Here is a 26,742-nt window from a genome sequence, read left to right as displayed (position 1 = left end):
AGAGTCGCGTACGCGGCCCTGGATTGCTTCGCTTCGCTCGCAATGACGATCGATACAAGGGAATTGAGGGCAACTACTCCGCAGCCTCGCTCGCCGCGCCGCGGCCGCGCTTCTTCGGCTTGGCCGACTTCTCCAGCACCGGCTTGAGGAACTGCCCGGTGTAGCTGCGCGGCGCCTTGACGATATCTTCCGGCGGGCCCCAGGCGACGATCTCGCCGCCGCCGTCGCCGCCTTCGGGGCCGAGGTCGATGACCCAGTCGGCGGTCTTGATGACCTCGAGATTGTGCTCGATCACGACCACCGTGTTGCCCTGCGCGACCAGCTCGTGCAGCACCTCCAAGAGCTTCTTGACGTCGTGGAAGTGCAGGCCCGTCGTCGGCTCGTCCAGGATGTAGAGCGTGCGGCCGGTGGCGCGCTTGGACAGCTCCTTGGCGAGCTTGACGCGCTGGGCCTCGCCGCCGGACAGCGTGGTGGCCTGCTGGCCGACGTGGATGTAGTCGAGGCCGACGCGGCGCAGGGTCTCGAAGGTGTCGCGCACGCGCGGCACCGCCTTGAAGAACTCCGCGGCCTCCTCGACGGTCATGTCGAGCACGTCGGCGATCGACTTGCCCTTGAACAGGACATCGAGCGTCTCGCGGTTGTAGCGCTTGCCCTTGCAGACGTCGCAGGTGACGTAGACGTCGGGCAGGAAGTGCATCTCGATCTTGATGACGCCGTCGCCCTGGCACGCCTCGCAGCGGCCACCCTTGACGTTGAAGGAGAACCGGCCCGGCTCGTAGCCGCGCGCCTTGGATTCGGGGAGGCCGGCGAACCATTCGCGGATCGGCGTGAACGCGCCGGTATAGGTCGCGGGGTTTGAGCGCGGCGTGCGGCCGATCGGCGACTGGTCGATGTCGATGATCTTGTCGATATGCTCCAGCCCCTCGATGCGGTCGTGCGGCGCGGCGGCCTCGTTGGCGCCGTTGAGCTTGCGTGCGATCGACTTGTAGAGCGTGTCGATGAGAAGCGTCGACTTGCCGCCGCCGGACACGCCTGTGATCGCGGTGAACAGGCCGAGCGGAATCTCGGCCGAGACGTTCTTCAGATTGTTGCCGCGGGCGTTGACGACCTTGATGGTGCGGCGATGGTTCGGCGGCCGCCGCTCGGGCACCTCGACCTCGAGCTCGCCGGTGAGATATTTGCCGGTCAGCGAGGCCGGATTGCGCATGATCTCGGCCGGAGTGCCCTCGGCGACGATGTGGCCGCCATGGGTGCCAGCGCCGGGGCCGATGTCGAGCACGTAGTCGGCCAGACGGATGGCGTCCTCGTCATGCTCGACCACGATCACGGTGTTGCCGAGGTCGCGCAGCCGTTTCAGCGTGTCGAGCAGGCGGGCATTGTCGCGCTGGTGCAGGCCGATCGACGGCTCGTCGAGCACGTAGAGCACGCCGGTCAGCCCCGAGCCGATCTGCGACGCCAGGCGGATGCGCTGGCTCTCGCCGCCGGACAGCGTGCCGGAGGAGCGCGCCAGGGTCAGGTAGTTCAGGCCGACGTCGAGCAGGAAGGTGAGGCGGTCGCGGATCTCCTTCAGGATGCGGGTGGCGATCTCGGTCTGCTGCGCATTGAGCTGCTTCGGCACCTCGGCGAACCACTCGCCGGCGGCCTTGACGGAGAGGTCGCTGATCTCGCCGATGTGCTTGCCGCCGACCTTGACGCACAGCGCCTCGGGCTTCAGCCGAAAACCCTTGCAGCCGGCGCAGGGCACGTCGTTGAAGTATTTGCCGAGCTCCTCGCGCGCCCATTCGCTCTCGGTCTCGCGGAAGCGGCGCTCGATGTTGGTGATGACGCCCTCGAACGGCTTCTTGGTGTCGTAGGCGCGGACGCCGTCCTCATAGGTGAACTTGATCTCGTCGTCGCCGGAGCCGTGCAGCAGCGCGTTCTGCGTCTTCTTCGGCAGATCCTTCCACTTGGTGTCCAGCGTGAACTTGTAGAACTTGCCGAGCGCGGTCAGCGTCTGCAGGTAATAGGGCGACGACGACTTGGCCCAGGGCGCGATCGCGCCCTTGCGCAGGGTGACGTCCTTGTCGGGAATGACGAGGTCGGCATCGACGTGCTGCTCGACCCCCAGGCCGCCGCATTCCGGGCAGGCGCCATAGGGGTTGTTGAACGAGAACAGCCGCGGCTCGATCTCGGGGATCGTGAAGCCGGAGACCGGGCAGGCGAACTTCTCCGAGAACAGGATGCGCTCGGGCCCGCTCTTGTCGTGGATCTTTGCGGTTTTCTTTTTTTCCTTCTCCTCCGCGGGCGCGGCCGAGGCGGGAGCGTCCGCGAACTCGATGACGGCCAGGCCTTCGGCGAGCTTCAGCGCAGTCTCGAAGCTTTCTGCGAGACGCTGGCCGATGTCGGGGCGCACGACGATGCGGTCGACGACGACGTCGATATCGTGCGGGAACTTCTTGTCGAGCGTCGGCGCCTCGGCGAGCTCATGGAAGGTGCCGTCGATCTTGACGCGCTGAAAGCCCTTCTTGAGATATTCGGCGAGCTCCTTCTTGTACTCGCCCTTGCGGCCGCGCACGACCGGCGCCAGCAGATAGAGGCGGGTGCCCTCGGGCATCGCCAGCACGCGGTCGACCATCTGCGAGACGGTCTGGCTTTCGATCGGCAGGCCGGTCGCCGGGGAGTAGGGCACGCCGACGCGCGCCCACAGCAGGCGCATGTAGTCGTAGATCTCGGTGACGGTGCCGACCGTCGAGCGCGGGTTCTTCGAGGTCGTCTTCTGCTCGATCGAGATCGCCGGCGACAGGCCGTCGATCTGGTCGACGTCCGGCTTCTGCATCATCTCCAGGAACTGGCGGGCATACGCCGACAGCGATTCGACGTAGCGGCGCTGGCCCTCAGCATAAATCGTATCGAAGGCGAGCGAGGATTTGCCGGAGCCGGACAGGCCGGTGAACACGACGAGCCTGTCGCGCGGGATCTCGACGTCGATGTTTTTCAGATTGTGCTCGCGGGCGCCGCGGATGGTGATGGCCCGCAGGCTCGACTGGTTGGCTTGCGCGCGCTGCTTGGCCTTGAGCACTTCATCCATGACGATCGTCCCACGGCGCAGAGTCGCGCCATCGTTGCAGGCGCGTTTCGCCGGAAGCCGGCCATCGGACGCCAGGGGGAAAAGGTATGGTCGGAACGTAGGAAGAACGGAGCTGGATTTCCAGTGCCGTCAGCGAATCATCAACAATGCGCTCAGGGAATGGCAGCGACTGGCAGGAGGCTGCCGGTTCCGTCCTGTTTTGTGCACGATCCCACAAAGAAAAAGCCTCCGCTCTGGCAGAGCGGAGGCTGTGTGCGTTGGCCCGGAGGCAAAAACTTAGAAGTGGTAGTTGATGCCGACCTGACCGGAATGCACGTTGAGGGTGCCGGTCGTGAGCGTGCCGAGGCCGGTGAAGGTGTAGCTCTCGCCACCGAAGCTCTTGTACAGGTACTCGCCCTTCAGCGACCAGTTCGGGGCGAACATGTACTCGACGCCAGCGCCGACGGTCCAGCCGGAGTGGATCTTGCTGTCGGCAGCGGCGAAGCCGGGGGCCGTCAGCGAGATGCGGTTGTCGGCCCAGGCGTAACCGCCGGTCGCGTACAGCAGGGTCGGGCCGAAGGCGTAGCCGATGCGGCCGCGGACAGTGCCCCAGTCGCGGATCTTGGACTCGGCGTTGACACCGAGCGCGCCGACGTTTGCGTTGATGTCGGCCCAAGCGGCGTCGGCCTCGAGGCCGAACACGACAGCACCCTGCTGCCAGTTGTAGCCGACGGTGCCGCCGGCGAAGCCGCCCTTCATGGCCGCGAAGTCAGCATTCTCGTTGGCGTAGCCGCCCATGGCACCGATGTAGAAGCCGGTCCAGGTCAGCACCGGCGCGGCAACCGGGGCCTTGGTGTAGGTCGGGCGCGCGGCAAGATCAGCGGCGGCAGCGGGAGCGGCCAGGGCGGCCAAGGCCACGGTCGCGAGCAGGATCTTCTTCATTCCAGTCTCCAGTTTATTTTTATTCCTCGAAGTCCGCATCGCACCGATAAGCTTACGCACGAAACAGACTCACCCGTTCAAGTTGACGAGGTTCCTATAGCCCGGTTCCGTACGGATTACCGTCACCCTGAAGACACACTCGCGCCCAAACCGCGTTTTTACGGCCAAGTTCCAGAAAGCCTATGTCACTCAATTACTTGGTTCCGGGTGTGGCGAGCCGGCAAGGTGGCATCAGGGCAACAAAAAAGGCCGGCTTTCGCCGGCCCTTCTCGGAACCTGTCGGTTTGCAGGCATCAGTACTTTGCGATGACCGGGCCGCCGAAGTGGTAGCTGAGGCCGGCCTTGACCGTGTGAACGGTGTCCTTCCACTCGGAGCGGTTGAGCGCCGCAGCGCTGTACTGGATCGTGCTCTTGCCGAAGTCGAGATAGTTGTACTCGAGCTTGGCCGACCAGTTCGGCGCGAACATGTATTCGGCGCCGGCGCCGACCGTATAGCCCCAGCGGGTGGTGTTCTGGCTGAAGACGTTGCCGGGCACGCCGTCATAGCGATGCTGCAACTGGCCCACCGCGGCGCCGCCACTGACGAAGAACAGGGCGGGACCGGCGGCATAGCCGAGGCGGCCCTTGATGTCGCCGAAGCTGGTCAGCTTGGTGAAGAAAGTGTCGCCGACGCCGGCATTGACCACGGCGGAGCGGCCGTTGATGTCGGCCCAGTGATAGTCGCCTTCGAGGCCGAACACGACGTTGTCGACCTGCCAGTTGTAGCCGACCACGCCGCCGACGAAGCCGCCATTGGTGTTGTAGTTCTGGGTGCCCAGGAAGCCCGGCGCATTGAAGCGGCCGAGGAAGGTCTCCTTGCTGGTGCCCCAGCCGCCGCCGCCCTGGATGCCGGCGTAGAGGCCCGACCAGCTCAGGATCTGCGCGACCATCGGCGGCGCCTTGGTGTACGGGCGGGCCGCCATGTCGGCCGCCGACGCGGATGTGGCGGATGCGATGCCGACGAGCGCCGTCGTGATCACAAGCAACTTCTTCATCAAATTCTCCCCCGGGAGGTTGGAATGACAAGCGATGGGCAAGTCATACACAGGGCATCCCGGAGAGGCTGTAACGCGCCCGCCACAGGAATGAAAAAGCGTTATATATCATATATTTAGCACAAAAACGCCGCGACGCTGCCGGGCTGTTGACACGAAAAAGGCCGGCGCGAGGGCCGGCCTTTCCGAATGCGTGCGAGCGGCGGCTTTTTTCAGTAGCGCGTGCCCATCGGCGCCCCGAATCGATAGTTCACGCGGACGGTCGCCATGTCGATGTCCTGCTTGATGGTATCGACGCGCGACAGCACGGTTGCGGTGGCCGGGAAGCTGATGTCGCGCGAGCCCATGAACAGGTGGTCGTACTCGACGGCGACCGACCAGTTCGGCGCGAAGCCGAACTCGACGCCGGTGCCGACGGTGCCGCCCCAGCGGGTCTCGCTGGCGGAATCCAGCAGCGTGCCGACCGGGAAGGGCGCGGCCGCATTCGCCGTGCCGGTGTATTTGTTGTGGGTGACGGCGGCGCCGCCCTTCACGTACCAGAGCACGTTGCCCCAGGCGTAGCCGACCTGGCCGGTGAACAGGCCGATCGCATCGGTCTTGGTGGTGTTGGTGATGCCCGCGGCCAGCGCAGCCGTGCTCGCATTGGACGACTTCAGGTCGGTCCAGTTGCCCTGGGCCTCGACGCCGAACACCCAGCTCGCCGCCTGCCAGCGATAGCCGACCTGGCCGCCGATGAGGCCGCTCGAGGCATTGTGGCAGCCTTCGGACTGGGTCGGCACGACCGGCACGCCGCCAACGCGGTTGAGCGTCCAGCAATTGTGGCTCCAGTCGGCGCCGCCATTGACGCCGAGGTAGAACCCGGCCCAGCTCGGCAGCGGCGTGACATAGGCCGGCGGTGGCGCCTTGCTGTAAGGGCGCGTCGCGAAGTCGGCCGCCGAGGCCGGCGCCAGTCCCAGCGCCGCGGCGCTTGCGGTCAAGATCAAGGTCGTCTTCTGCATTCGTCTCTCCCCAGTCCCAATACACCACGCTCCGGATCCCTCCGATCCGGGCCCACGCGAAGGTGGCCTGTGGCTGGTTGTAAGGGAGACTGCTTTCCAAACTCGTGACCGGGACGTGCCGTGTGGCGGGATGTGCCGATCGTGCTTAAGCGCGGGTAAAGACGGCGACTGCCAATGCCGACGGGGGGAGCTGTGTCACAGCGTGAGTGACGACAGGCCGGGCAAGCGCCGCCGCGTGAGATCCCGAGTGTCAGCCCTCGAGGGTCAGTGCTTGGAAACGACGGGACCGCCCCAGCGATAGTTCACGCGGACCGTCGCCATGTCGACGTCCTGGCCGACCGCATCGGTCCGGCCCGCGGCTCCAAGGGGAACACCCGAGAAGCCGAAGGTGCGGTTGCCCATGAACAGGTGCTCGTATTCGGCTGCGACCGACCAGTTCTTGGCGAAGCCGACCTCGACACCAGTCCCGACCGCAGCCCCCCAGCGCGTGGCGCTGGACACGTCGAGCACCACGCCCGTGGCCGTGGAGAGGCCGTTGTACTTCTCACCCGCGACCGCGGCGCCACCCTTCACGTACCAGAGCACGTTGTTCCAGGAATAGCCGATCTGGCCGGTGAACACGCCGATGCCGTTGATCTTGGTCTGGTTGGTCACGGCCGGGGCGAACTGGCTGGTGTTGCTGCCCTTGAGGTTGGCCCAGTTGCCTTGACCTTCGATGCCGAACACCCAGCCGCCAGCCTGCCAGCGATAGCCGATCTGGCCGCCCGCCAGCGCGCCGGTCGCATCATGGCAGCCTTCCGCGTTGGTTGCGGCCACGCCGGCAAAGCTGACCTTGTTGGTCCAGCAGGTGCGGGCCGCTGCGCCACCGGCATTCAGGCCGATATAGAAGCCACTCCAATCATAGATCGTCGTGATCATCGCAGGCGCTTTGGTGAAGGTGCGCGCGGGCAGATCGGCAGCGATGGCCGGCGCAATCCCCAGCGCCAGCGAAGTTGTCGCCCCCAGCAACAGCCTTCTCATCGCATTCCCCAAACCACGTCCGACGCCCGCACGCACGCTCTCACCAACGCCCACCCGCCGGACGTTGATAGCTCCTTCCGCCGTAAAAAGCCGTCACCCAAAGGACACAACGGCTCGGCAAGTGCCGGTTCTGGCACACAAAAAAAGGCCGGCGCGAGGCCGGCCTTTCGACATATTCGCTTTTTGCGTGCAATCAGTAGCGCGACACGATCGGGCCGCCGAAGTGATAGGAGACGCCCGCCTTGACGGTGTGCACGGTGTCGCTCCACTCGGAGCGGTTGGTCGGAACCGCGCTGTACTGAATCGAGCTCTTGCCGAAGTCGAGATAGTTGTATTCGACCTTGGCCGACCAGTTCGGCGCGAACATGTACTCGGCGCCGGCACCGATCGTCCAACCCCAGCGCCAGTTGTTCTGAGCGAAGCTATTGGCCGCGCCACCATTGAGCGCTGCGTCGTAGCGGTGCTGGAGATCGCCGACGGCAGCGCCGCCGCTGACAAAGAACAGCGCCGGACCCGCAGCCCAGCCGAGGCGGCCCTTGATGTCGCCGAAGCCGCGCAGCCTGGTGAAGTAGGTATCGCCGAGGCCGGCGTTGACGACGCCCGACCGGCCGTTGATGTCGGCCCAGTGATAGTCGCCCTCGAGACCGAACACGATGTTGTCGACCTGCCAGTTGTAGCCGACCACACCGCCGACGAAGCCGCCGCTGGTGTCATAGTTCTGGGTGCCGGCAAAGATCGCCGTATTCGGCGCCCCGAAGAAGGTCTCGTTGCTGCGGCCCCAGCCGCCGCCGCCCTGCAGACCGAGGTAGAAGCCGGCCCAGGTCGGAAGCGGCGCCGGCGCCATCACCGGGGCCTTCGTGTACGGGCGGGCGGCGAGATCGGCGGCTCCCGCCGGCGTCAGCGCCCCCAAAACCATCAAGCTGACAGCTCCGAGAAAAATTCGTTTCATCCCAAGTCTCCCGCGTTGGGCGTCTCCAAAATGGTCCCCGGAGACGCTCGTCTGTGAAGTTGGTGCGACCACGCTTGCGGCCCCAATCCGCCCTCAAATATACGCGATTCAACTCTGGATACCGTCTCCCAAAAGCCACAGCCGAGGAGGAAGTGAGGCTGTCTAACTTGATGAAAGTTAATCCCTTTTTCGTGAATAAGGGAACTTTTTCCGGGTTCCATTGCGAGAATTTGCGGTTCCGTCGAGTTCCGCGGAACTCGACGCACGGTTGTAGACATATGCGCGCGAACAAAACTGGAACAATGGCCTTCCGCCTGCTATATGTGGATAAGCAATGGACAGGGCGGGTGGACCGCGCGGCAACCGTATAGGGTCCGCCGCGAGAGGAAGGGTTAGCCACCGGACGCCGTGAGGCCGGTGTGGACGGCCGGTCCGATGATCGAGAACCGCGGGAGAGTGGTGATGGCGGGTAGTGTGAACAAGGTGATTCTGGTCGGCAATCTCGGCAAGGACCCCGAGATCCGGCGCACGCAGGATGGGCGGCCGATCGCCAATCTGAGCATTGCGACGTCGGAAACGTGGCGCGACAAGGCGACAGGCGAGCGCAAGGAAAAGACCGAGTGGCACCGCGTGGTGATCTTCAACGAAGGTCTTTGCAAGGTCGCCGAGCAGTATTTGAAGAAGGGCGCCAAGGTTTACATCGAGGGCGCGCTGCAGACCCGCAAATGGACCGATCAGAGCGGTGTCGAGAAGTACTCGACCGAGGTCGTGCTGCAGGGCTTCAACTCCACCCTGACGATGCTCGATGGCCGGGGCGGCGGTGGCGGCAGCTTCTCCGATGACATGGGTGGCGGTGATTTCGGCAGCAGCGGTCCGTCGACGGCGCCGCCGCGCCGCGCGGTTGCTTCGGCGGGCGGTGGCGGACGCAACAGCGACATGGACGACGACATTCCGTTCTGAGGCGCGCGCGGACGCTGCTGATGCGAGCCGGCTTGCCCGTGTCTGGACGGCAGGCCGGCGGTCATCCGAGGGGGCCGGCCGGGGTGCTGCAAGCGATCGTGCGAGGTTGGTACGATGATGGAGGCTGTGGCAAGGACCCTCGACTTCTATCGGCTCGCCGAGGGCCTGAAGCGCGAGTTGCGCCACAGCTGGCTGTCTGACGGGCGCCGCGAGAGCGTGGCCGAGCATAGCTGGAGCATGTCTCTGCTCGCGTTGCTCGTGCACCGTCATCTCGAAAGACCGGTCGAGATCGATCGCGTGCTGAAGATGATCATCGTCCACGACCTCGTCGAGGCGCTGGTCGGAGACGTCCCCTTCTTCGAGACCGGCAGCCGAAAGGATGCCAAGGTCGCCAAGGAGCGCGAGGCGATCGAAGTCATCCGGTCGCGCTTGCCCGGGGGAGGCGGGCAGGAGATATTCGACCTGTTCCATGAATTTGAGGCGAAGCTCACGGCGGAGGCCAAGTTCGCCGCGGCGCTCGATCACCTCGAGGTTCAGATGCAGCACAACCTTGCCGATCTTGGGACCTGGGAGCCCGTCGAGTACGATCTCGTCTACACCAAGATGGACGCGGTATGCGCCCATGACGCCATGCTCGTCGAACTGTGCGGGCTGGTGAAAGGCCAAGCCGAAGCCAAGATGCGTGCTGGCAGCGTGGATGTCGACGCAATCAAGGAACGTCTGCACGAGCTGCGGGCTGCGATCTAGCTCTGGGGGCTGCCATGAGCTTCGCGCCGCTGCTCGACGCCGAGCCCGCCGTCCAGCTGCACGCCGTCGCCGCGATGACGGCGTTCGCGCTCGGGCTCGTTCAGTTCGCCGCCCCGAAGGGGACCGTGCCGCATCGAACGGTCGGCTGGATCTGGGTCGCGCTCATGGTTGCCGTTGCAGCCAGTTCGTTCTGGATTCACACCATCCGGTTGGTCGGTCCATGGAGCCCGATCCACCTGCTGTCGATCTACACGCTGGCCGTGCTGCCGCTGGCGGTGTGGGCTGCGCACCGGCACCGGGTGGCGGCCCATCGCCGGGCCATGATCATGCTGTTTTCCGGCGCCCTGGTGATCGCCGGACTGTTCACGCTGCTGCCGGGACGTATCATGCACAAGGTCGTCTTCGGGCCGTAGCCGAAACGGTTCCCGGAGCCTGCCATGGGCGGCCGCGGCAGCCGGTTAAGTGACTGGAAAGGCGAGCAGAAAAAGCGCTCTTCGGATCGCCTTGGGGGTGGCCTGCGGCACGCTCCTGCGCTATATGATTCCAAGCGATTTTCGCGTGTCAAAACCGACCGGTATCCCCTTTGTCCGATAAAGAAGATGAGAAGCCCGGCGAGCCGGGCGGACCTTCCGACATTCGTCCCGTCTCCATCCTCGATGAGATGAAGCGCTCCTACCTCGATTACGCGATGAGCGTGATCGTGTCGCGAGCGCTGCCCGATGCGCGCGACGGCCTGAAGCCGGTGCATCGGCGCATCCTCTATTCGATGTACGAGCAGGGGCACACGCCCGACAAGAAATACGTCAAGTCCGCGCGCGTGGTCGGTGACGTCATCGGTAAATACCATCCGCATGGCGACCAGTCGATCTACGACGCCATGGTGCGCATGGCGCAGGACTTCTCGATGCGCGTGCCGCTGATCGACGGCCAGGGCAATTTCGGCTCCGTCGACGGCGATCCGCCGGCCGCCTACCGATACACCGAAGCGAAGCTCGCCAAGTCGGCGATCCCGCTGCTCGACGACATCGACAAGGACACCGTCGACTTCCAGCCGAACTACGACAATTCGGACAAGGAACCGTCGGTTCTTCCGGCCAAATATCCGAACCTGCTGGTCAATGGCGCCGGCGGCATCGCGGTCGGCATGGCCACCAACATCCCGCCGCACAATCTCGGCGAGGTGATCGATGCCTGCATCGCGCTGATCGACAATCCCGCGCTCACGATCGACGAGCTCATCAACATCATTCCGGGGCCGGATTTCCCGACCGGCGGCATCATTCTTGGACGCGCCGGCGTCCGCTCGGCCTATCATCTGGGCCGCGGCTCGATCATGATGCGCGGCAAGGTGACGATCGACACGATCCGCAAGGATCGCGAGGCGATCATCATCTCCGAGATTCCCTACCAGGTGAACAAGGCCACGATGGTCGAGCGCATCGCCGAATTGGTGCGCGAGAAGAAGGTCGAAGGCGTTGCCGACCTGCGCGACGAGAGCGACCGCGACGGCTACCGCGTCGTCGTCGAGCTGAAGCGCGACGCCGTGCCGGACGTCGTGCTCAACCAGCTCTACAAGTTCACGCCGCTGCAGACGAGCTTCGCCGCCAACATGCTGGCGCTCGACGGCGGCCGCCCGCAGACGATGACGTTGAAGGACCTGCTGACGATCTTCGTCGCGTTCCGCGAGCGTGTCGTCACGCGCAGGACCAAGTTCCTGCTCAACAAGGCGCGCGACCGCGCCCACATCCTGGTCGGCCTCGCCGTGGCCGTAGCCAATATCGACGAGGTCATCCGGGTCATCAGGACCTCGCCCGATCCTGCGTCCGCGCGCGAGGCGTTGATGTCGCGCGACTGGCCGGCGCGCGACGTCGAGGCCATCATCACGTTGATCGACGATCCGCGTCATCGCCTCGCCGAGGACGGTACCATCCGGCTGTCGTTCGAGCAGGCCAAGGCGATTCTCGACCTGCGTCTGCAGCGCCTGACCGCGCTCGGCCGTGAAGAGATTTCCGACGAACTCGACAAGCTCAAGGTCGAGATCAACGACTATCTCGACATCCTGCGCTCGCGGGCGCGGGTGCAGGGGATCATCAAGGACGAGCTCGCCGCGATCAAGGCGGAGTTCGGCACGCCGCGCCGCACCGTGATCGCCGAGCAGGAAGGCGAGGTCGAGGACGAGGACCTGATCCAGCGCGAGGACATGGTCGTGACCGTGTCGCATGCCGGCTACACCAAGCGCGTGCCGCTGTCGGCCTATCGGGCGCAGCGCCGCGGCGGCAAGGGCCGCTCGGGCATGCAGACGCGCGAGGAGGATTTCGTCAGCCGGCTGTTCGTGGCCTCCACGCACACGCCGGTGCTGTTCTTCTCGTCGCGCGGCCAGGTCTACAAGGAGAAGGTCTGGCGACTGCCGATCGCGGCGCCCAACGGGCGCGGCAAGGCGCTGATCAACATCCTGCCGCTGGAGCAGGGCGAGCGCATCACCACGATCATGCCGCTGCCGGAGGATGAGTCCTCCTGGGCCAATCTCGACGTGATGTTCGCCACCACCGGCGGCAACGTCCGCCGCAACAAGCTGTCGGATTTCGTCGACGTGCGCCGCTCCGGCATCATCGCGATGAAGCTCGACGAGGGCGAGGAGATCGTCAACGTGCAGATCTGCACCGAGCGTGACGACGTGCTGCTCACGGCGTCGGGCGGGCAGTGCATCCGATTCCCCGTCACCGACGTGCGCGTCTTCACCGGGCGGACCTCGATGGGCGTGCGCGGCATCGCGCTCGCCGGCGGCGACAAGGTGATTTCGCTGTCGATCCTGCGCCATGTCGAAACGACCTCGGACGAGCGTACGGCGTACTTGAAGATGCGCCGGGCGATGTCGGGCGATGCTGCCACCGAGGAGCCCGTCGAGACCGAGGGCGAGGAGGCGGCCGCTGGCGCGATCCAGCTGTCGCAGGAACGCTATGTCGAGATGTCGGCGCAGGAGCAGGTGGTGCTGACCGTCTCGGTCAACGGCTACGGCAAGCGCACCTCGTCCTACGAGTACCGCACCACCGGCCGCGGCGGCAAAGGCATCGTCGCGATGTCCGTCAACAACCGCAACGGCAAGCTCGTCGCCTCATTCCCGGTCGAGGATGGCGATCAGATCATGCTGGTGACGGACAAGGGGCAGTTGATCCGTTGCCCCGTCGACGGCATCCGCATCGCGGGACGCTCGACCCAGGGCGTCATCGTGTTCGACACCGCCGATGATGAGCATGTCGTGTCGGTGGAGCATATCGGCGAGGAGGCCGAGAACGGCAACGGGGCCAGCGAGCAGGCAAATGGCGAGTGAAGGCGCGACCGGCGAATAGTGAGTAGCTATTCGCTTACTCCGTCCGCTCGACGGAGACCATCCTGGCCTCGCGGACCGTTCCTCTGGTTCCGGCGCTGCGCAGGCAGCCCGCTTCGAAGTTCGGCCAGGCCTGCTGTGAGCAGTCGCGGCCGATCGGTCGAATGTCCAGGCGGTCCGCCTTGGCGAGCGGACGCGGCACGCTGGCTTCGACCTGAGGAGCGAAGCCGGGCAGGAGGGTGATGCCGGCAGCCACCAAGCCGGCCGCTGCGACTGCAGATAGCGCTTTGATCATGACGGTCCCCTGTCTGGGCCGTTCGGCCCGTTGTTCGTTAAGGATTTGATAATCAGTTCGGGTTTCGAGACGTCTTCGCGGAACGGGCGAATTGGTTTCGTCTCGGCGCGAGCGTGTTTCGTGTCCCGAGTTCCGATGAAACAATCGCGGTAGCCGACCACAGTTCCGGCTCCCCGGTGTCGCAACCCATTTCATTGCGGTGCGGTCTCTCGGCCGCTCTTTGCCCATCACAGCCACGCCAGCGGGCCTGACGGCGGCTTGCCGGCCTGTTCCGGGCGGTATAGGACGGGCGCATGCAACGCATTGCGCTCTATCCGGGCTCGTTCGATCCCGTCACCAACGGCCATCTCGATGTGGTCCGGCAGGCCGTTCATCTCTGCGATCGCCTGATCGTCGCGGTCGGCGTGCATCACGGCAAGAAGCCGCTGTTCTCGACCGAGGAGCGGCTGGCGATGGCGCACGAGATCTTCGGTCCCGTCGCAGCCGCGGCGGGCTGCGGCTTCGAGGCTTCGACCTACGACAATCTGACCGTCACCGCCGCGCAAGAGGCCGGTGCGATCATGATGATCCGGGGCCTGCGCGACGGCACCGATTTCGACTACGAGATGCAGTTGGCCGGCATGAACCAGACCATGGCACCGCAGGTCCAGACGGTGTTCGTTCCAGCCTCGGTGGGTGTCCGTCCGATCGCGGCCACGCTGGTTCGCCAGATCGCCGCCATGGGCGGCGAGATCTCGCATTTCGTGCCGCCGTCGGTGGCCGAAAGTCTCAAGGCCAAGTTCAAGTGATCCTTCGGGCACCGGCCGCTTCCGGCGGTGCCTTCCTCTCCTCATCGTCTCATGTCATCGGAGTTGCCATGATCCGCGCTCTCGCCTTCGTCTTTGCTCTCGTGTTCGCATTGCCGGCGCTGGCCCAGTCGCTGCCTACCGGCCTCGACAAGCAGAATGCCCTGGTCATCGACACCACCAAGGGCCGCATCATCATCAAGCTGCGCACCGATCTGGCGCCACAGCATGCCGAGCGACTGAAGACGCTGGCGCGCGAAGGCTTCTACAACAACGTGCCGTTCCACCGCGTCATGGACGGCTTCATGGCGCAGACCGGCGACGGCCAGAACTTCAATGGCACCGGCGGCTCGAAGTACCCGAACCTGAAGCAGGAGTTTTCGAGCACGCCGTTCAAGCGCGGCACCGTCGGCATGGCGCGTCGGGGCGATAGCGTCGATTCTGCCAACTCGCAGTTCTTCATCTGCTTCGGCGATGCGTCCTTCCTCAACGGCCAATACACCGTGATCGGCGAGGTCGTGCAGGGCATGGACGTCGTCGACAAGCTCAAGAAGGCGCCTCCGGGCTCGTCGGGCGGTGCCGTCACCGATCCGGACAAGATGGTGAAGGTTCAGGTCGCCTCGGACATCAAGTAGGCAGGCAGAGCGGGGGCATGCCCGGGTCTCGCGCCCGGGTTCCCCCGGGCCTTAAGGAACCTTTTGCCACGTCGCGGAGGCATGCCGATTCTGCCGCCCCGTCACATCGACAGGGCCGGTGGCTTCAGCTTTAAGCGCATTGGGTCTATTCTGGGCCAGCATCGCGGGCCTCGTCGTGCTCGGATTGCCGTCAGGAGGGGTGACGGCCGCAAATGGGAAGGCGCCGCGACATTTCAGACCCAGGATTTGCTTTGTCCTGACCCCCGTCAATTCTACAAAAACCGAGAGACCAGAATGGCTGTGACCGAAAATACCTTGATCCTCGAGACCACTCAGGGCCCCGTCACGATCGAGATGCGTCCCGATCTCGCGCCCGGCCATGTCGCGCGCATCAAGGAGCTCGTCCGCGAGGGCTTCTACGACGGCATCGTCTTCCACCGCGTCATCGACGGCTTCATGGCGCAGACCGGCTGCCCGCAGGGCACTGGCACCGGCGGCTCCGGCAAGAAGCTGAAGGCCGAGTTCAACGCCGAGCCGCATGTTCGTGGCACCGCCTCGATGGCGCGTGCGGCCAATCCTGATTCTGGCGACAGCCAGTTCTTCATCTGCTTCGACGACGCCCGCTTCCTGGACAAGCAGTACACGGTCTGGGGCAAGGTCACCGAGGGCATGGAGAACGTCGACAAGATCAAGCGCGGCGAGCCGGTGCAGAACCCGGACAAGATCGTGAAGGCCTACATGGCCGCCGACGCGGCTTAGACTTTGCGATCCTCACGGTGAGGCGCGTGCGCAGCACGCGTCTCGCACCATGAGGCAGACAGTCGGGCCTTCATCCTTCGCGACGCGTGCTGTCGCACGCTCCCCGGGATGAAGGGCCGATGGTCGTCCCAGAACGACGATGCGCACCGACCTGTTCGATTTCCATCTTCCCCCCGAAAACATCGCGCTCCGCCCGGCGAGCCCGCGCGAGTCCGCGCGCATGCTGGTGGTGCAAGGCGACGGTGTCCTACGCGACCGCACGGTCGCCGACCTGCCGGACTGGCTGGAGCCCGGTGATCAGCTCGTCGTCAACGACACCAAGGTGATCGCGGTGCAGCTGTCCGGTCGGCGCATCAGCCGCGAGACCGAGGCGAAGATCGAGGCGACCCTGATCAAGCGCCTCGACGGCTCGCGCTGGCAGGCGCTGGTGCGGCCCGCCAAGAAGCTCGCGCCAGGCGATACGATCCGGTTCGGCAACGAGGGCAAGGTCTGCCTGCTCGGCCATCTCGACGCCACCGTCGAGGCCAAGGGCGAGGAGGGCGAGCTGACGCTGTCCTTTGTGTTCCATGGGCCAGCGCTCGACCAAGCGATCGCCGATCTCGGCCGGCCGCCGCTGCCGCCCTACATCGCCGGCAAGCGGCCCGCAGACGAGCAGGACGCGACAGATTATCAGACCATGTTCGCGGCCAAAGAGGGCGCGGTGGCTGCGCCGACGGCTGGGCTGCATTTCACGCCGACGCTTGAGCAGCGGCTGCGCGAGCGTGGCGTCGGGCTGCAGCGTGTCACCCTGCATGTCGGCGCCGGCACGTTCCTGCCCGTGAAGGTCGATGACACCGAAGGCCACCGCATGCATGCGGAGTGGGGCAGTCTCACGCCGGACACGGCGGCCGCATTGAACGAGGCGCGCGCCAAGGGCGGCCGCATCGTCGCGGTCGGCACGACGTCGCTGCGGCTCGTGGAGAGCGCGGCGCAGCCCGACGGCACGATCGCGCCGTTCGAGGCGGAGACGTCGATCTTCATTACGCCCGGCTATCGCTTCCGCGCGGTCGATATCCTGATGACCAACTTCCATCTGCCGCGCTCGACGCTGTTCATGCTGGTCTCAGCCTTCGCCGGCTTGGAGACGATGCACGCGGCCTATGCGCATGCGATCCGCAGCGGCTATCGCTTCTATTCGTATGGCGATGCGTGCCTGTTGTTTCGTCAGCCAGACGAGCGCATCGTCGAGCCGTAGGGTGGGCAAAAGGCCCACCCTGCAAGTTCGCCCTGAGAGCTACGCCATCGCCCGCTCGGGCAGGAGCTCGGCGATCTGCACCGCATTGAGCGCAGCGCCCTTGAGCAGCTGATCGGCGGCAACGAACATCGCGATCGAGTGGCCTGACGGATCGGACAGATCCTTGCGGATGCGGCCGACCAGCACGTCGTCCTGGCCGGAGGCGTCGACGGGCATCGGGAAGTAGTTCTTGGCGCGGTCGTCGACCACGCGCACGCCGGGCGCGGTCGCCAGGATGCGGCGGACGTCGTCCTCCGAGATCGGCTTCTCGCATTCGAAGGTGATGGATTCACAATGGGCGCGCAGCACCGGCACGCGGACGCAGGTGACGCCGATGGCGATGCCTTCGTCCTCAAAGATCTTGCGGGTCTCGTTGATGACCTTGGTTTCCTCGTCGTTGTAGCCGGTCTCAGGATCGATGGCGGTGTTGTGGCTGAACAGGTTGAAGGCGAACGGATGCGGCATCACCTTGGGCGCATAGACTTGGCCGTTGAGGCTCGCGCGGGTCGACTGCACCAGCTCGTCCATCGCCGCCGCACCGGCGCCGCTGGCGGCCTGATAGGTCGAGATGATCACGCGCTTGATGCGATTCTTCTGATGGATCGGCCACAGCGGCACCAGCGCCGTGATGGCCGCGCAGTTTGGATTGGCGATGATGCCCTTGTGGTCGCGGATTCGGCGGGCGTTGATCTCCGGGATCACCAGCGGCACGTTCGGATCCATGCGGAAGGCCGAGGAATTGTCGACCACGACGGCGCCAGAGCGCACGGCGATGGGCGCGAACTTCTTGGAAATGCCGCTGCCGGCCGAGAACAGCGCGATGTCGACGCCCTCGAAGGAGCGTTCGGTCAGCTCCTCGATCACGATGGTCTGGCCGCGGAAGGTCAGGGTCTGGCCGGCCGAGCGGGCGCTCGCCAGCGCCCTTAGCTGGCCGACGCGGACGTTGCGGCGGTCCAGGGTGGCGATGAATTCGGCGCCAACGGCGCCGGTCACGCCGACGATGGCAATGGTGGGATCGTGGGACACGTCTCAAGTCTCCGGTTGAAATTCGGGCAATAAAAAAGCCCCGGACCTTCATCAGGCGGGGCTTCGGTTCGAAGATGGTCGCAATCGAGTTCGACTACGCGCGCACGCCTCCCGAGGCCCTCGTGGGCTTGGTGGTTTTCGTCGTGCGTTTGGTCGAGATCGACATGGCGCGCGACCATAGGGGCGGTCGGAACCGCCGTCAACGGCCGAAATGGACGAAAACGGCGCCATCGCGGTTGAATCGGGGGCCATCCTGACGCAATAAGCCGGCCATGAGCTCCTCGGCCAGCGACCTTCGCAACCATTTCGAACTGCTCGGCAATGACGGCGCGGCCCGCACCGGCCGGCTGACGACGCCGCATGGCGTGGTCCGCACCCCGGCCTTCATGCCGGTCGGCACCGCCGGTGCCATGAAGGGCATCCACTGGCGCGACGTCCGCGAGGCCGGCGCCGACATCGTTCTCGGCAACACCTATCACCTGATGCTGCGGCCCACGGCGGAGCGCATCGCTGCGCTTGGCGGCCTGCAGCGCTTCACCGGCTGGGGCGGGCCGATGCTGACCGATTCCGGCGGCTTCCAGGTGATGTCGCTGTCGGGTTTACGCAAGGTGACCGAGCAGGCGGTGACGTTCCGCTCGCACATCGACGGCGCGAAAATCGAGCTGTCACCGGAGCGCGCCATCGAGGTGCAGCGCCTGCTCAACTCCGACATCGCGATGCAGCTCGACGAATGCGTGCGGCTGCCGGCCGAGCGCGACGATATCGAGCGCGCGATGCGGCTGTCGCTGCGCTGGGCCGAACGCTGCCGCCGCGCGTTCGAGAGTGCGCCGGCAGGCTACATGCTGTTCGGCATCGTGCAGGGCGGCGATGTGCCCGCACTGCGCGTCGCCAGCGCGCAGGCGCTGGTCGACATCGGCTTCCACGGCTATGCGATCGGCGGCCTGGCCGTCGGCGAGCCGCAGGCGGTCATGCTCGAGATGATCGAGGCGACCGCGCCGGTGCTGCCGGCCGACCGTCCGCGCTACCTGATGGGCGTCGGCACGCCTGACGATCTCCTGGAGTCGGTCCGGCGCGGCATCGATATGTTCGACTGCGTGCTGCCGACCCGCAACGGCCGCCACGGCGTCGCCTACACACGCTTCGGGCCGGTGCACCTGCGCAATGCGCGTCATGCCGATGATGACAGGCCGCTGGATGAGGAGAGCCCGTGGCCGGCGGCGCGCAGCTATGCCCGCGCCTATCTGCATCATCTGATCAAGGCCGGCGAGGCGCTCGGCGCCACGCTGCTGTCGGAAATCAACATTGCCTACTTCCAGCAATTGATGGCCGGGATGCGCGCGGCGATCGCACAAGGGCGCTTCACGGAATTCTACGAGCGCACCAAGGCCGATTGGGCGCGCGGCGACATCGCCCCGCGCGCCGGCTGACAGCCGCTTCAGGTGAAGGCCGCCAGCTCGTTGTGAGCCCGGCCCTATGCGCCGGCCCTCTTGAAATTGTGCTGATCATGCATTGCCGACCTGCCCGACGGTCGCGTTATCCTCAGCGACGGAACGGCCGCGACATCACGTCGCGGAACTCTCTCGCCCTGGCGCCGTTCAGTTGCACACGAAGCGGCTTTTCACGGAGTGCTTGGTGACGAAGCCATAGCCGCAGGTGTCGCAGGTCCAGAGATAGCTGATCGCATTGTCAGCCAAATATGCCGACGCCTCCGCGGCAATCATGGAGTCGGCGCAGACCGGGCATGTCGGCAGATCGCAGCCGCGAGGATTCGGGCGTGCGGTTGCGGTCGACACGAGATCAGCGAGTGCTGACATATTGACCTCCTGGACGATCTCTTTGTTGGCGATCTCTGCTTGAACGACGTCAATTTCGAAAAGGGTCGATTTCGAACGAGTCGCGTTCGAACGGGTCTATTCCGACGAGTCCAACTTTCGCGGATATCAAGTCCGTCACACAAAGAGTTTGTTTGGGTGGTCTGTTCTTATGTCTATTCTACAACGGTGCTGTCGTTTGGCACGAACGCCCCGATTGTATCACTCCGAAGATGACATCTTGCTGATGTCCGCCCGGGTTGCAGTCGACCTGCACCGTGAATCTTCGTCCGGCTGCAATCAAGCATACACCGAGTTTATTGACCTTGTCGCAACACAAATGCGTTGGTTTTTCGCAATTTAGCCACGACTTGTTGTGCGCCGCGATCGTCCTAAGATCGCGCAAACGTGCTTGCGCAGCGCAACAGGCTCGCTGAAGATGGTCGGAATCGTTGTCGACGTCGCGCGCAGAGGAGTGATTTCATGGAGTCGTCAGCACAGCGTCCCGGACGCGGGCGCGTATTTGATTCAATTGTCGACGCGTTCGGCAATACGCCGATTGTGCGGTTGCGAAAGCTGCCGGAGCAACATGGCGTCAAGGCGACCATCCTCGCCAAGCTGGAATACTTCAATCCCGCCGCGAGCGTGAAGGATCGGATCGGCGTCGGCATGATCCTGGCGATGGAGCAGGCCGGCGTGATCAAGCCCGACACCGTGCTGATCGAGCCGACCTCGGGCAATACCGGCATCGCGCTGGCCTTCGTTGCTGCGGCGCGCGGCTACAAGCTGAAGCTGGTGATGCCGGAGTCGATGTCGGTGGAGCGGCGCAAGATGCTCGCGTTCCTCGGCGCTGAGATCGTGCTGACGCCGGCGTCGCAGGGCATGAAAGGCGCCATCGCCACCGCCGAGGAGCTGTTGCGGACGACGCCGAACTCGGTGATGCCGCAGCAGTTCAAGAACCTCGCAAACCCGGACATCCATCGCCGCACCACCGCCGAGGAGATCTGGAACGACACGGCGGGCAATGTCGACGTGTTCGTCGCCGGCGTCGGCACCGGCGGCACCATCACCGGCGTGGGCCAGGTGCTGAAGGCGCGCAAGCCCGGTCTCAAGGTCGTCGCGGTCGAGCCGGAGGAGAGCCCGGTGCTGTCGGGCGGCCAGCACTCGCCGCACAAGATCCAGGGCATCGGCGCCGGCTTCGTGCCCGACATTCTCGACCGGTCCGTGATCGACGAGATCGTCAAGATCAACAGCACCACCGCCATCGAGACCTCGCGCGCGCTGGCCCGCAACGAGGGCATTCCCGGCGGTATCTCCTCGGGCGCGGCGATTGCGGCCGCGATCGAGATCGGCAAGCGACCGGAAAGCGCGGGCAAGACGATCCTGGCGATCGTGCCCTCGTTCTCCGAACGTTATCTGTCCACCGCGCTGTTCGAGGGGATCTGACCATGGCCGACCAGCCGCGGCGGCCCCGCACGCTCGCTGACGCCCGTACCGAGGCTGAGGCCGCGTTCAAGAAGGTGACCACCAAGCCGGTGGAGGCGCCGCCGAAGAAGGCGGCGGTTCCTGGCGTGCGCGAGCAGGTGACGTTGCGGATCGACCAGGACGTTCTCGAGCACTTTCAGTCCGAAGGGCCGGGCTGGCAGGACCGCATCAATGCGGCGCTGCGCAAGGCGGCAGGGCTCTGAGGGCCGGCTGCATTCTAACGAACAAGCCCGGAGCTCGTGCTCCGGGCTTTTTTTACGTGGGAAAGACGAAGACGTTTACCGGCGCAGCGCGCTGCCGAGCACACCGCCCATCATGCCACCGATGAAGGCGGCGCCGGCGGCGTTGCCCGCGTTGTCCTGCGGCGGCGGATTGCGATAGACCGGCGCACCCTGCGGCGGCGGGCCGCCGGCCGCGACGTTGCCCGCCGGCTTGGCGCGGCGCGGCCTGGCCTCATCGCCGACTGCGGCGGTCGCCGGCGCCGGCTGCGGCTCTGCCAGCAGCGCCTTGTGCTGCAGCTTGGTCAGGAATCCGGTCGACGGATAGCCTCGGGCCGCCTGCCAGCGCTTCATGACGCCGCGGGTCTGGTCGTCGAACACGCCCGTCATCTTGGTGTCGAAGCCAAGACCGGTCAGCCGCCGCTGCACGTCGCGGCGCTTGGTCTTGTCGAGGCCGATCTGATCCTCGCTGACCTGAGTGCCTTCCTCGGTGTAGGTGGCGGGATCGACGCCCTTGGCGACGTTGCGGGTGGCGGTGTTGATGGCCCCGCTCTCGATCGCGGCGATGCGCGCCATCGCCAGCGACTTGAACTGCCCGTTCGGGTAGGTCGAGAGATAGGCGTTGAGCTCTTCCGGCTTGTTGGAGTCCTTCACCGAGCGCCAGAATTCGAGCTCGGCTTCGCCTGCGGTCACGGTGGCCGTCGCGACGGCCGGCGTCGTGCCGGCCGTGGCGGCCGTTGCAGCGGGGGCAGCCGCCGGGTTGAGGTAGACCGCGCCGATCAGGTTGGTATGCCCCCAGGGCAATTGGCCCTTGCTGGTCTCCTCATTGACCTGGGCGCGCACGGCGGTCATGGCCTGCTGAATCTCGACGCCGGGCTGGGCGATGTGCGAGATCAGCGCGCGGGTGAACGGGCTGTTGGCGCCGGCCTCGCCGTCGAGGGCGGTCTGGCCCGGGCCGGTGGCGAACGCGATCAGCGTGCCCTCGCCGGACTTCATCTCGGCCAGACCGGTCTGCACCGACACGCTGCGGGTCGGCGAGTTCGACTTGATCTTGGCGGCGAACGGATTGTCGCGGCAGGCATCGAGGAACACCAGCTTGACCTTGGCGTCCCCCATCGTCTGGTCGAGCGTCACGTCGATATTGATGGCCGAGCCCAGCTTGACGTCCATTTCCGACTTCAGGTCGGCGTCGACCGGCAGCAGGTAGTTGGTGCCCGCAATGGCGATGCCGTGCCCGGCGTAATAGAACACCGCGATGTCGGCGCCCTGCGCCTTGCGACCGAAATCGAGCAGCTTCTCGGTCATCTTGTCGCGCGTGAGATTGGTGCCCTCGACGACGTCGAAGCCGACGTTGCGCAGGGTGGCCGCCATGGCCTTGGCGTCGACCGGCGGGTTCGGCAGTTGAGCCACGCTCTTATAGGCGCCGTTTCCGACGACGAAGGCGACGCGGCGGTCGGCCTTGGCGGCTTCAGCGGTCAGCGCCATGCAGAGCAGGGACAGGGCGACGGTGAGATAGCGCATCAGGAGATCCCCCAACGATCAAGCGAAGCGTTCACTGCAGCATTTGTCGCGGATCGGCGCGAAAAGTCTTGTTCCCAGGCAAAAAATCACGCTTCCGCCACAAACCAGTTCGCGGGTGTTGCGCCCGATCCACGACGATCGCGTGTAGCGCGCCGGTTCCGTGATCCGGATCACGCCGCTTGAGGGCTCCCCGGCGCCTCAGGTCCCAGCCGAACTGCCCATCGGCACGGCCCGAGGCTGCGGCGGACGCAGGTTCAGCAGGTTTCCGGCGAGAATCAACGCAGCGCCGACCACGGTCAATCCGTCGAGACGCTCCGCATAGACCAGCCAGCCGACGGTGGCGGTCAGCGGAACGCGGAGAAAATCCATGGGCACCACGATGGTGGCGTCGGCGTAGAGCAGCGCCCGCGTCATGCAGAAATGCGAGAAGGTCCCACAGAAGGCGACGAGGAGGATCCAGCCCCAGGTCGCGGCCGAGGGCGGCGTCCAGAATACGAGCGAAGGGATGAGGCCGGCGATGGATTGCACCACCAGCATCCAGAAGATGATCGACACGGTGGGTTCGGTGCGCGTCAGCAGCTTGACCAGCGCGATCGAGATACCGAAGCCGACCGCGGCGGCCAGCGCGATGAGCTGTCCCGGATTGATCGCCCCGGTATCCGGGCGGACGATCACGACGACGCCGACGAGGCCGAGCCCGATCGCCGCCAGCTTGAACAGGGTGATGCGCTCGCCGAGGAAGGCCGCCGCCAGCAGCGCCGTCCAGATCGGCATCGTGAACTCGATTGCCACCACCTGGCCGATCGGGATCAAGGTGAGCGCGAAGAACCAGCCAAGCTGCGCGCCGTAATGGACGAGGTTGCGCGCCGCGTGCTGCTTGAGGCGCGAGGTGCGCAGCCTGGCAAAGCCGCCGCTCAATGCGATGACCGGCGACAGCATCACCAGGCCGATCAGGCAGCGCAGCTCCATCAGCTCGAACACGTTGAGCTCGCGCATGGCTTCGCGTCCGGCCACCGCCATCACCAGCATCAGGCTGAGCCAGCCCGTCATCCACAGTGCGGCGATCAGTTTCGAAGCGGGACGATTCATGAGGTGGCGGGGAGAGGGAGGAGGGCGGCGAAGGCGGGCTGTATCACCTCGCGTGCAGAGCAATGCAAATGAAATCAACGGTGCAGTGCACCAACGCCGCTGCAGGCTTTGCTCGCGACGGACGCGTGTCATCGAGAAAAACGTGGAGTGTGGCTGTGTTTCGTCCTAAAGCGACCGCCGCGATACAGCCCAAGGCAGCCAGAGACACGACATGACCGAACGCGCCGCTTCAGCCGACTTCGTGACCGCCTTTGCCACCGGCTGGCCGGAGCGGGAGCCTCATCTCATGGTGCTGTCGCTGACCACCCATAAAGGTGTGCAGGACTTCGCCATGACGCGGGAGCAGGCGCTGCTGGTCGCCAAGACCATCAAGCGCACCGCCGCGCAGCTTGCTCCGGCGCCCTCCGCAGGTGCAATCCCCGGCGCCAAGCGTGGCGGTTGATCGAGATCACCGCGACAGTGAAATGTTGGCTGCGCGGAACTGGCTGTCGGCCCGGATCGACACGGACTGCCTCTTGCCGCGGGTGGCGAGCGCGATGTTGGCGTTGAAGCCGGCAGTGGTCGCGAGCAGCTGGAAGTTGCCGCCGCCGCCACGGCCCTGCAGCACGCCATTGATGCCGCGGCTGGTCTCACTCCAGGTCCCCGAGATGGCCGAGCCCTCGGCGATCACCTCGGCCTGCAGCCCGAACTTGTAGGCATCGCTTGCGCAGGTCAGGACGAGCGTCATCCGCGGTCCCGAGACGCCGTAATTGGCCCGGCACCGGATACGCTCGGTTGAGCCGTCCTCAAGGGCAACCGTGCCGCTGCCGCCCCACGTTCCGGCCATGCCGGTGAAGGGGCCCGGATCGGCGTGTCCCGGCGAGGCGGTCATACCCGCTGTCAAAACGACGGCGGCGGCCGCGGCCCGCCGCACCATCTTCAGGAGCGTGTGCGCGCCGTTACAGGCGCGAAGCCTGCCAGCGGCCGCTACAGGGGATGCCGGCCGAGGCGCCGTTCCACTTGCCCGAGCCAGAATTGCCGTTGAGCTGCCCATTCGCATATGCGCCATTGATGGAGACCTTGACGAGGCCTTCGCGTCCAATCGAACCCGACACATTGGCGCCAGCCGCAGAAATCTTACCGTTTGCGACGATCAAGGTCGAGCTGGCCGTGGGCTCGCAGCTGCCACTGTTGGTGACGATCGTCACCTGCCACTGACCGTCATAGGGCGACTGGGCGAATGCGGGGGCGGCCGAGCTACCCACCAGGATCGACGCGGCGAAAGCCATTCCAATGCGGTCGAGACGCATGAATCGTTGTCCCTCAATGTCGTTTGATTGGTACCTTATTTGGAGGAATTGTGACGAAAATTTGCCGCAGCGCCGCAACGAATTTTTATCGAGCAATTTCAGTCCATTAACGATTAATGCGGAACCCGGCTTTGAGCCATTCGGGCGGCATTGTGCGCAAACTGCGCCTTCGCCCACCACATGAGCGGACGACCGCCCACATCCTTCCGCTGACCGCCCATGCTGCCGTTCGCAGGGCACCGCGAAGGCGCCAGCGGGGAGGATGTCCACAACTTATCGGGGCGATGCGATCAGATGTTCAGTGCGGGGTGAGGCTGGGCGCGTTGGTCGCGAACTGCTCGTCCTGCGGCTTGGCCGGAATCGTGCCGGTCGCCTTGGCCGATTCGACGACATCGCCGAGCAACTTGAGCCCGAGCGGTGCGAGAGCGCGCTCCCACAGCTCGCGCGCGGTCTCGCCCTTCTTGACGAAGCACCATTCCTGGGCGGCGATGGCGCCGGCATCCATGCGGTCGGCGAGGTGGTAGATGGTGCCGCCCGCGATCGGATCGCCCTCCTTGATGGTCCACTCCACTGCGGCGATGCCCCGGTGGCGCGGCAGCAGCGAGGGATGGTAGCCGATGCCGCCGAGCCGGGCGGCTGCGACGGCCTCGTGGGTGACGCGGGCGTGGCTATGTGCCGTGACGATCAGGTCCGTGTCGGGGGCGATCTCACCGGCGGGCACGACCTTCGGATTGGCCTGGACCACGACCTCGATCCCGGCTGCTCGCGCCGCGGCTGCGAGCCGGTCCTCGCCATCATGAACGACGACCCGCGCGATCTCGATTCCTCTCTCGCGCAGCATGTTCAGTGTGGCGACACCGAAATGGCGGGAGCCGACGAGAGTGATGCGCATGGTCAGGGATCTTCCACGGTTGGGGGCTGGATCCGGTCGGGCTCTGACCGGATGAAACGGGTCAAACCAAGCCTTGGCCTCCAGGTCAAGCGCCTGCTGGGCCGTCGTCACAGTCTGGCTTCGTCCGGCCGGTGGAGGCGCTGGGGGGATTCAAACGGGAAAGGAGAAAGCTGCTGCGAGCCAGAGTTGGGCGGGCGCTTCAACCTCGCCGAATGCCGTGGGGCGCCATCAAGGTGCAGGCCGAGATGACCGTGGCGGATGACACACCCTCGTTGGGACCGGCGTCAGCATCAGATGGACCGCGAGGCAGGACCGATACCCGAAACTCGCCGAAAGGTTGTGTCCGGACCGGTGCCGCATCGCGGCATGCCCGTCGACAGGCCTCAAACCCCTTAGGAGCGAACTATCAATTGAACTGATAAGGACGACCGAAGGTGCTATCCTGGTGGCTCATGGGTTCGATCTGGCCGGTCTGCGAACGCAATTCGCCTCAGCCAATGGCTGAGTGGATAGATAAACCTTTGATTGTGTAATTAGTTGTCGGTCTGCGTATTAAAACTGACGCTTCTGCATATGACGAAGATAATTTCTTAAAGGCCACGGAGCACAATGCTCCGGCCGCTCCGCCGCGCGGCCGGATAGC

At 65.2% G+C, this 26,742-nt stretch carries 26 protein-coding genes; 12 read left to right on the top strand and 14 right to left on the bottom strand.

Annotated features, from left to right (window positions below):
* Positions 1–73: 73 nt before the first annotated feature.
* The 6 genes from uvrA to ACQR0W_RS18710 all read right to left on the bottom strand — a co-directional run bounded on the left by uvrA (position 74) and on the right by ACQR0W_RS18710 (position 7,989).
* Positions 74–3,067 carry an excinuclease ABC subunit UvrA gene (gene uvrA, locus ACQR0W_RS18735; protein WP_315827540.1) on the bottom strand — a complete coding sequence of 998 codons (2,994 nt, stop codon included), beginning with the start codon at positions 3,065–3,067 and terminating at the stop codon, positions 74–76.
* A 276-nt stretch (positions 3,068–3,343) separates the two neighbouring features.
* On the bottom strand, positions 3,344–3,988 hold the full coding sequence (locus ACQR0W_RS18730) for an outer membrane protein (RefSeq protein ID WP_315827541.1): 645 nt from the start codon (positions 3,986–3,988) through the stop codon (positions 3,344–3,346).
* A 293-nt stretch (positions 3,989–4,281) separates the two neighbouring features.
* Positions 4,282–5,022 (bottom strand): outer membrane protein, encoded by a 741-nt coding sequence (locus ACQR0W_RS18725; protein WP_315827542.1) that lies wholly within the window; start codon positions 5,020–5,022, stop codon positions 4,282–4,284.
* Positions 5,023–5,234: 212 nt separating this feature from the next.
* Positions 5,235–6,020, bottom strand: coding sequence for an outer membrane protein (locus tag ACQR0W_RS18720; RefSeq protein WP_316170185.1), 786 nt, complete (start codon positions 6,018–6,020; stop codon positions 5,235–5,237).
* A gap of 264 nt (positions 6,021–6,284) precedes the next feature.
* Positions 6,285–7,040 carry an outer membrane protein gene (locus tag ACQR0W_RS18715; RefSeq protein ID WP_316170186.1) on the bottom strand — a complete coding sequence of 252 codons (756 nt, stop codon included), beginning with the start codon at positions 7,038–7,040 and terminating at the stop codon, positions 6,285–6,287.
* 193 nt (positions 7,041–7,233) lie between these two features.
* Positions 7,234–7,989, bottom strand: a complete 756-nt coding sequence (locus ACQR0W_RS18710; RefSeq protein WP_315711763.1) for an outer membrane protein — start codon at positions 7,987–7,989, stop codon at positions 7,234–7,236.
* Between the two features lie 462 nt (positions 7,990–8,451).
* Here ACQR0W_RS18710 and ACQR0W_RS18705 point away from each other — a divergent pair, with 462 nt between their 5' ends.
* The 4 genes from ACQR0W_RS18705 to gyrA all read left to right on the top strand — a co-directional run bounded on the left by ACQR0W_RS18705 (position 8,452) and on the right by gyrA (position 13,024).
* Entirely contained in the window at positions 8,452–8,949 is a 498-nt protein-coding gene (locus tag ACQR0W_RS18705; RefSeq protein WP_316170187.1) for a single-stranded DNA-binding protein, read from the top strand.
* Between the two features lie 114 nt (positions 8,950–9,063).
* Positions 9,064–9,696: an HD domain-containing protein gene (locus ACQR0W_RS18700; RefSeq protein ID WP_315827546.1), complete on the top strand. Its 633-nt coding sequence runs from the start codon at positions 9,064–9,066 to the stop codon at positions 9,694–9,696.
* A gap of 14 nt (positions 9,697–9,710) precedes the next feature.
* Positions 9,711–10,109: a DUF2306 domain-containing protein gene (locus tag ACQR0W_RS18695; protein WP_315827547.1), complete on the top strand. Its 399-nt coding sequence runs from the start codon at positions 9,711–9,713 to the stop codon at positions 10,107–10,109.
* A 170-nt stretch (positions 10,110–10,279) separates the two neighbouring features.
* Positions 10,280–13,024 carry a DNA gyrase subunit A gene (gene gyrA, locus ACQR0W_RS18690; protein WP_315827548.1) on the top strand — a complete coding sequence of 915 codons (2,745 nt, stop codon included), beginning with the start codon at positions 10,280–10,282 and terminating at the stop codon, positions 13,022–13,024.
* A 34-nt stretch (positions 13,025–13,058) separates the two neighbouring features.
* Here gyrA and ACQR0W_RS18685 read toward each other — a convergent pair whose 3' ends face one another.
* Positions 13,059–13,316 carry a hypothetical protein gene (locus tag ACQR0W_RS18685; protein ID WP_315827549.1) on the bottom strand — a complete coding sequence of 86 codons (258 nt, stop codon included), beginning with the start codon at positions 13,314–13,316 and terminating at the stop codon, positions 13,059–13,061.
* A 293-nt stretch (positions 13,317–13,609) separates the two neighbouring features.
* Between ACQR0W_RS18685 and coaD the strand changes: the two genes are divergently transcribed.
* The 4 genes from coaD to queA all read left to right on the top strand — a co-directional run bounded on the left by coaD (position 13,610) and on the right by queA (position 16,729).
* Entirely contained in the window at positions 13,610–14,104 is a 495-nt protein-coding gene (gene coaD / locus ACQR0W_RS18680) for a pantetheine-phosphate adenylyltransferase (RefSeq protein ID WP_316170188.1), read from the top strand.
* A gap of 68 nt (positions 14,105–14,172) precedes the next feature.
* The gene (locus ACQR0W_RS18675; RefSeq protein WP_316170189.1) at positions 14,173–14,736 is read left to right on the top strand and encodes a peptidylprolyl isomerase; all 564 of its coding nucleotides are present in this window, start codon (positions 14,173–14,175) and stop codon (positions 14,734–14,736) included.
* Positions 14,737–15,030: 294 nt separating this feature from the next.
* Positions 15,031–15,495, top strand: coding sequence for a peptidylprolyl isomerase (locus ACQR0W_RS18670; protein WP_315799860.1), 465 nt, complete (start codon positions 15,031–15,033; stop codon positions 15,493–15,495).
* 139 nt (positions 15,496–15,634) lie between these two features.
* Positions 15,635–16,729 (top strand): tRNA preQ1(34) S-adenosylmethionine ribosyltransferase-isomerase QueA, encoded by a 1,095-nt coding sequence (queA, locus tag ACQR0W_RS18665; RefSeq protein WP_316170190.1) that lies wholly within the window; start codon positions 15,635–15,637, stop codon positions 16,727–16,729.
* A gap of 39 nt (positions 16,730–16,768) precedes the next feature.
* On the opposite strand, the gene ACQR0W_RS18660 is transcribed toward queA, so the two are convergent.
* Positions 16,769–17,794, bottom strand: a complete 1,026-nt coding sequence (locus ACQR0W_RS18660) for an aspartate-semialdehyde dehydrogenase (RefSeq protein WP_316165352.1) — start codon at positions 17,792–17,794, stop codon at positions 16,769–16,771.
* A 272-nt stretch (positions 17,795–18,066) separates the two neighbouring features.
* Here ACQR0W_RS18660 and tgt point away from each other — a divergent pair, with 272 nt between their 5' ends.
* Complete coding sequence (tgt, locus tag ACQR0W_RS18655) at positions 18,067–19,221, top strand: tRNA guanosine(34) transglycosylase Tgt (protein ID WP_316170191.1); 1,155 nt, start codon at positions 18,067–18,069, stop codon at positions 19,219–19,221.
* A 168-nt stretch (positions 19,222–19,389) separates the two neighbouring features.
* On the opposite strand, the gene ACQR0W_RS18650 is transcribed toward tgt, so the two are convergent.
* On the bottom strand, positions 19,390–19,608 hold the full coding sequence (locus ACQR0W_RS18650) for a hypothetical protein (RefSeq protein WP_315711782.1): 219 nt from the start codon (positions 19,606–19,608) through the stop codon (positions 19,390–19,392).
* A gap of 480 nt (positions 19,609–20,088) precedes the next feature.
* Between ACQR0W_RS18650 and cysK the strand changes: the two genes are divergently transcribed.
* Together cysK and ACQR0W_RS18640 are read left to right on the top strand one after the other, a co-directional pair.
* On the top strand, positions 20,089–21,051 hold the full coding sequence (gene cysK, locus ACQR0W_RS18645) for a cysteine synthase A (protein ID WP_315827553.1): 963 nt from the start codon (positions 20,089–20,091) through the stop codon (positions 21,049–21,051).
* A 2-nt stretch (positions 21,052–21,053) separates the two neighbouring features.
* Positions 21,054–21,293 carry a BrnA antitoxin family protein gene (locus tag ACQR0W_RS18640; RefSeq protein WP_315711784.1) on the top strand — a complete coding sequence of 80 codons (240 nt, stop codon included), beginning with the start codon at positions 21,054–21,056 and terminating at the stop codon, positions 21,291–21,293.
* A 75-nt stretch (positions 21,294–21,368) separates the two neighbouring features.
* Here the strand turns inward: ACQR0W_RS18640 and ACQR0W_RS18635 are convergent, their stop codons facing one another.
* Positions 21,369–22,829, bottom strand: coding sequence for a caspase family protein (locus ACQR0W_RS18635; RefSeq protein ID WP_316187132.1), 1,461 nt, complete (start codon positions 22,827–22,829; stop codon positions 21,369–21,371).
* 198 nt (positions 22,830–23,027) lie between these two features.
* Positions 23,028–23,918: a DMT family transporter gene (locus ACQR0W_RS18630; protein ID WP_316170193.1), complete on the bottom strand. Its 891-nt coding sequence runs from the start codon at positions 23,916–23,918 to the stop codon at positions 23,028–23,030.
* Positions 23,919–24,129: 211 nt separating this feature from the next.
* On the opposite strand from ACQR0W_RS18630, the gene ACQR0W_RS18625 reads away from it, so the two are divergent.
* The gene (locus tag ACQR0W_RS18625; protein WP_315711788.1) at positions 24,130–24,360 is read left to right on the top strand and encodes a hypothetical protein; all 231 of its coding nucleotides are present in this window, start codon (positions 24,130–24,132) and stop codon (positions 24,358–24,360) included.
* A 6-nt stretch (positions 24,361–24,366) separates the two neighbouring features.
* On the opposite strand, the gene ACQR0W_RS18620 is transcribed toward ACQR0W_RS18625, so the two are convergent.
* The 3 genes from ACQR0W_RS18620 to ACQR0W_RS18610 form a co-directional block, all read right to left on the bottom strand.
* On the bottom strand, positions 24,367–24,834 hold the full coding sequence (locus tag ACQR0W_RS18620; RefSeq protein ID WP_409977878.1) for a hypothetical protein: 468 nt from the start codon (positions 24,832–24,834) through the stop codon (positions 24,367–24,369).
* Positions 24,835–24,856: 22 nt separating this feature from the next.
* A complete protein-coding gene (locus tag ACQR0W_RS18615; RefSeq protein WP_316170194.1) occupies positions 24,857–25,207 on the bottom strand; it encodes a hypothetical protein in 351 nt (116 codons plus the stop codon).
* Positions 25,208–25,505: 298 nt separating this feature from the next.
* A complete protein-coding gene (locus tag ACQR0W_RS18610) occupies positions 25,506–26,099 on the bottom strand; it encodes a formyltransferase family protein (protein WP_315711792.1) in 594 nt (197 codons plus the stop codon).
* Between the last annotated feature and the right edge of the window lie 643 nt (positions 26,100–26,742).

It is taken from the genome of Bradyrhizobium sp. HKCCYLRH1034 (genome assembly GCF_051168375.1).
In the GTDB taxonomy this organism is placed as follows: domain Bacteria; phylum Pseudomonadota; class Alphaproteobacteria; order Rhizobiales; family Xanthobacteraceae; genus Bradyrhizobium.
The sequence above is the reverse complement of the archived record's forward strand: the minus strand, read 5'-3'. Positions and strand labels throughout refer to the sequence as shown.

Excerpts from the sequence above, each read along its gene's own strand:
- ACQR0W_RS18685 (WP_315827549.1), bottom strand. The coding sequence starts at position 13,316 with ATGATCAAAGCGCTATCTGCAGTCGCAGCGGCCGGCTTGGTGGCTGCC.
- ACQR0W_RS18700 (WP_315827546.1), top strand. The coding sequence starts at position 9,064 with ATGATGGAGGCTGTGGCAAGGACCCTCGACTTCTATCGGCTCGCCGAG.
- ACQR0W_RS18615 (WP_316170194.1), bottom strand. The coding sequence starts at position 25,207 with ATGCGTCTCGACCGCATTGGAATGGCTTTCGCCGCGTCGATCCTGGTG.
- uvrA (WP_315827540.1), bottom strand. The coding sequence starts at position 3,067 with ATGGATGAAGTGCTCAAGGCCAAGCAGCGCGCGCAAGCCAACCAGTCG.
- ACQR0W_RS18710 (WP_315711763.1), bottom strand. The coding sequence starts at position 7,989 with ATGAAACGAATTTTTCTCGGAGCTGTCAGCTTGATGGTTTTGGGGGCG.
- coaD (WP_316170188.1), top strand. The coding sequence starts at position 13,610 with ATGCAACGCATTGCGCTCTATCCGGGCTCGTTCGATCCCGTCACCAAC.
- ACQR0W_RS18675 (WP_316170189.1), top strand. The coding sequence starts at position 14,173 with ATGATCCGCGCTCTCGCCTTCGTCTTTGCTCTCGTGTTCGCATTGCCG.
- ACQR0W_RS18720 (WP_316170185.1), bottom strand. The coding sequence starts at position 6,020 with ATGCAGAAGACGACCTTGATCTTGACCGCAAGCGCCGCGGCGCTGGGA.
- ACQR0W_RS18630 (WP_316170193.1), bottom strand. The coding sequence starts at position 23,918 with ATGAATCGTCCCGCTTCGAAACTGATCGCCGCACTGTGGATGACGGGC.
- ACQR0W_RS18695 (WP_315827547.1), top strand. The coding sequence starts at position 9,711 with ATGAGCTTCGCGCCGCTGCTCGACGCCGAGCCCGCCGTCCAGCTGCAC.
- ACQR0W_RS18650 (WP_315711782.1), bottom strand. The coding sequence starts at position 19,608 with ATGTCAGCACTCGCTGATCTCGTGTCGACCGCAACCGCACGCCCGAAT.
- ACQR0W_RS18635 (WP_316187132.1), bottom strand. The coding sequence starts at position 22,829 with ATGCGCTATCTCACCGTCGCCCTGTCCCTGCTCTGCATGGCGCTGACC.
- queA (WP_316170190.1), top strand. The coding sequence starts at position 15,635 with ATGCGCACCGACCTGTTCGATTTCCATCTTCCCCCCGAAAACATCGCG.
- ACQR0W_RS18715 (WP_316170186.1), bottom strand. The coding sequence starts at position 7,040 with ATGAGAAGGCTGTTGCTGGGGGCGACAACTTCGCTGGCGCTGGGGATT.
- tgt (WP_316170191.1), top strand. The coding sequence starts at position 18,067 with ATGAGCTCCTCGGCCAGCGACCTTCGCAACCATTTCGAACTGCTCGGC.
- ACQR0W_RS18670 (WP_315799860.1), top strand. The coding sequence starts at position 15,031 with ATGGCTGTGACCGAAAATACCTTGATCCTCGAGACCACTCAGGGCCCC.
- ACQR0W_RS18640 (WP_315711784.1), top strand. The coding sequence starts at position 21,054 with ATGGCCGACCAGCCGCGGCGGCCCCGCACGCTCGCTGACGCCCGTACC.
- ACQR0W_RS18730 (WP_315827541.1), bottom strand. The coding sequence starts at position 3,988 with ATGAAGAAGATCCTGCTCGCGACCGTGGCCTTGGCCGCCCTGGCCGCT.
- ACQR0W_RS18625 (WP_315711788.1), top strand. The coding sequence starts at position 24,130 with ATGACCGAACGCGCCGCTTCAGCCGACTTCGTGACCGCCTTTGCCACC.
- ACQR0W_RS18725 (WP_315827542.1), bottom strand. The coding sequence starts at position 5,022 with ATGAAGAAGTTGCTTGTGATCACGACGGCGCTCGTCGGCATCGCATCC.
- ACQR0W_RS18610 (WP_315711792.1), bottom strand. The coding sequence starts at position 26,099 with ATGCGCATCACTCTCGTCGGCTCCCGCCATTTCGGTGTCGCCACACTG.
- cysK (WP_315827553.1), top strand. The coding sequence starts at position 20,089 with ATGGAGTCGTCAGCACAGCGTCCCGGACGCGGGCGCGTATTTGATTCA.
- ACQR0W_RS18620 (WP_409977878.1), bottom strand. The coding sequence starts at position 24,834 with ATGGTGCGGCGGGCCGCGGCCGCCGCCGTCGTTTTGACAGCGGGTATG.
- ACQR0W_RS18705 (WP_316170187.1), top strand. The coding sequence starts at position 8,452 with ATGGCGGGTAGTGTGAACAAGGTGATTCTGGTCGGCAATCTCGGCAAG.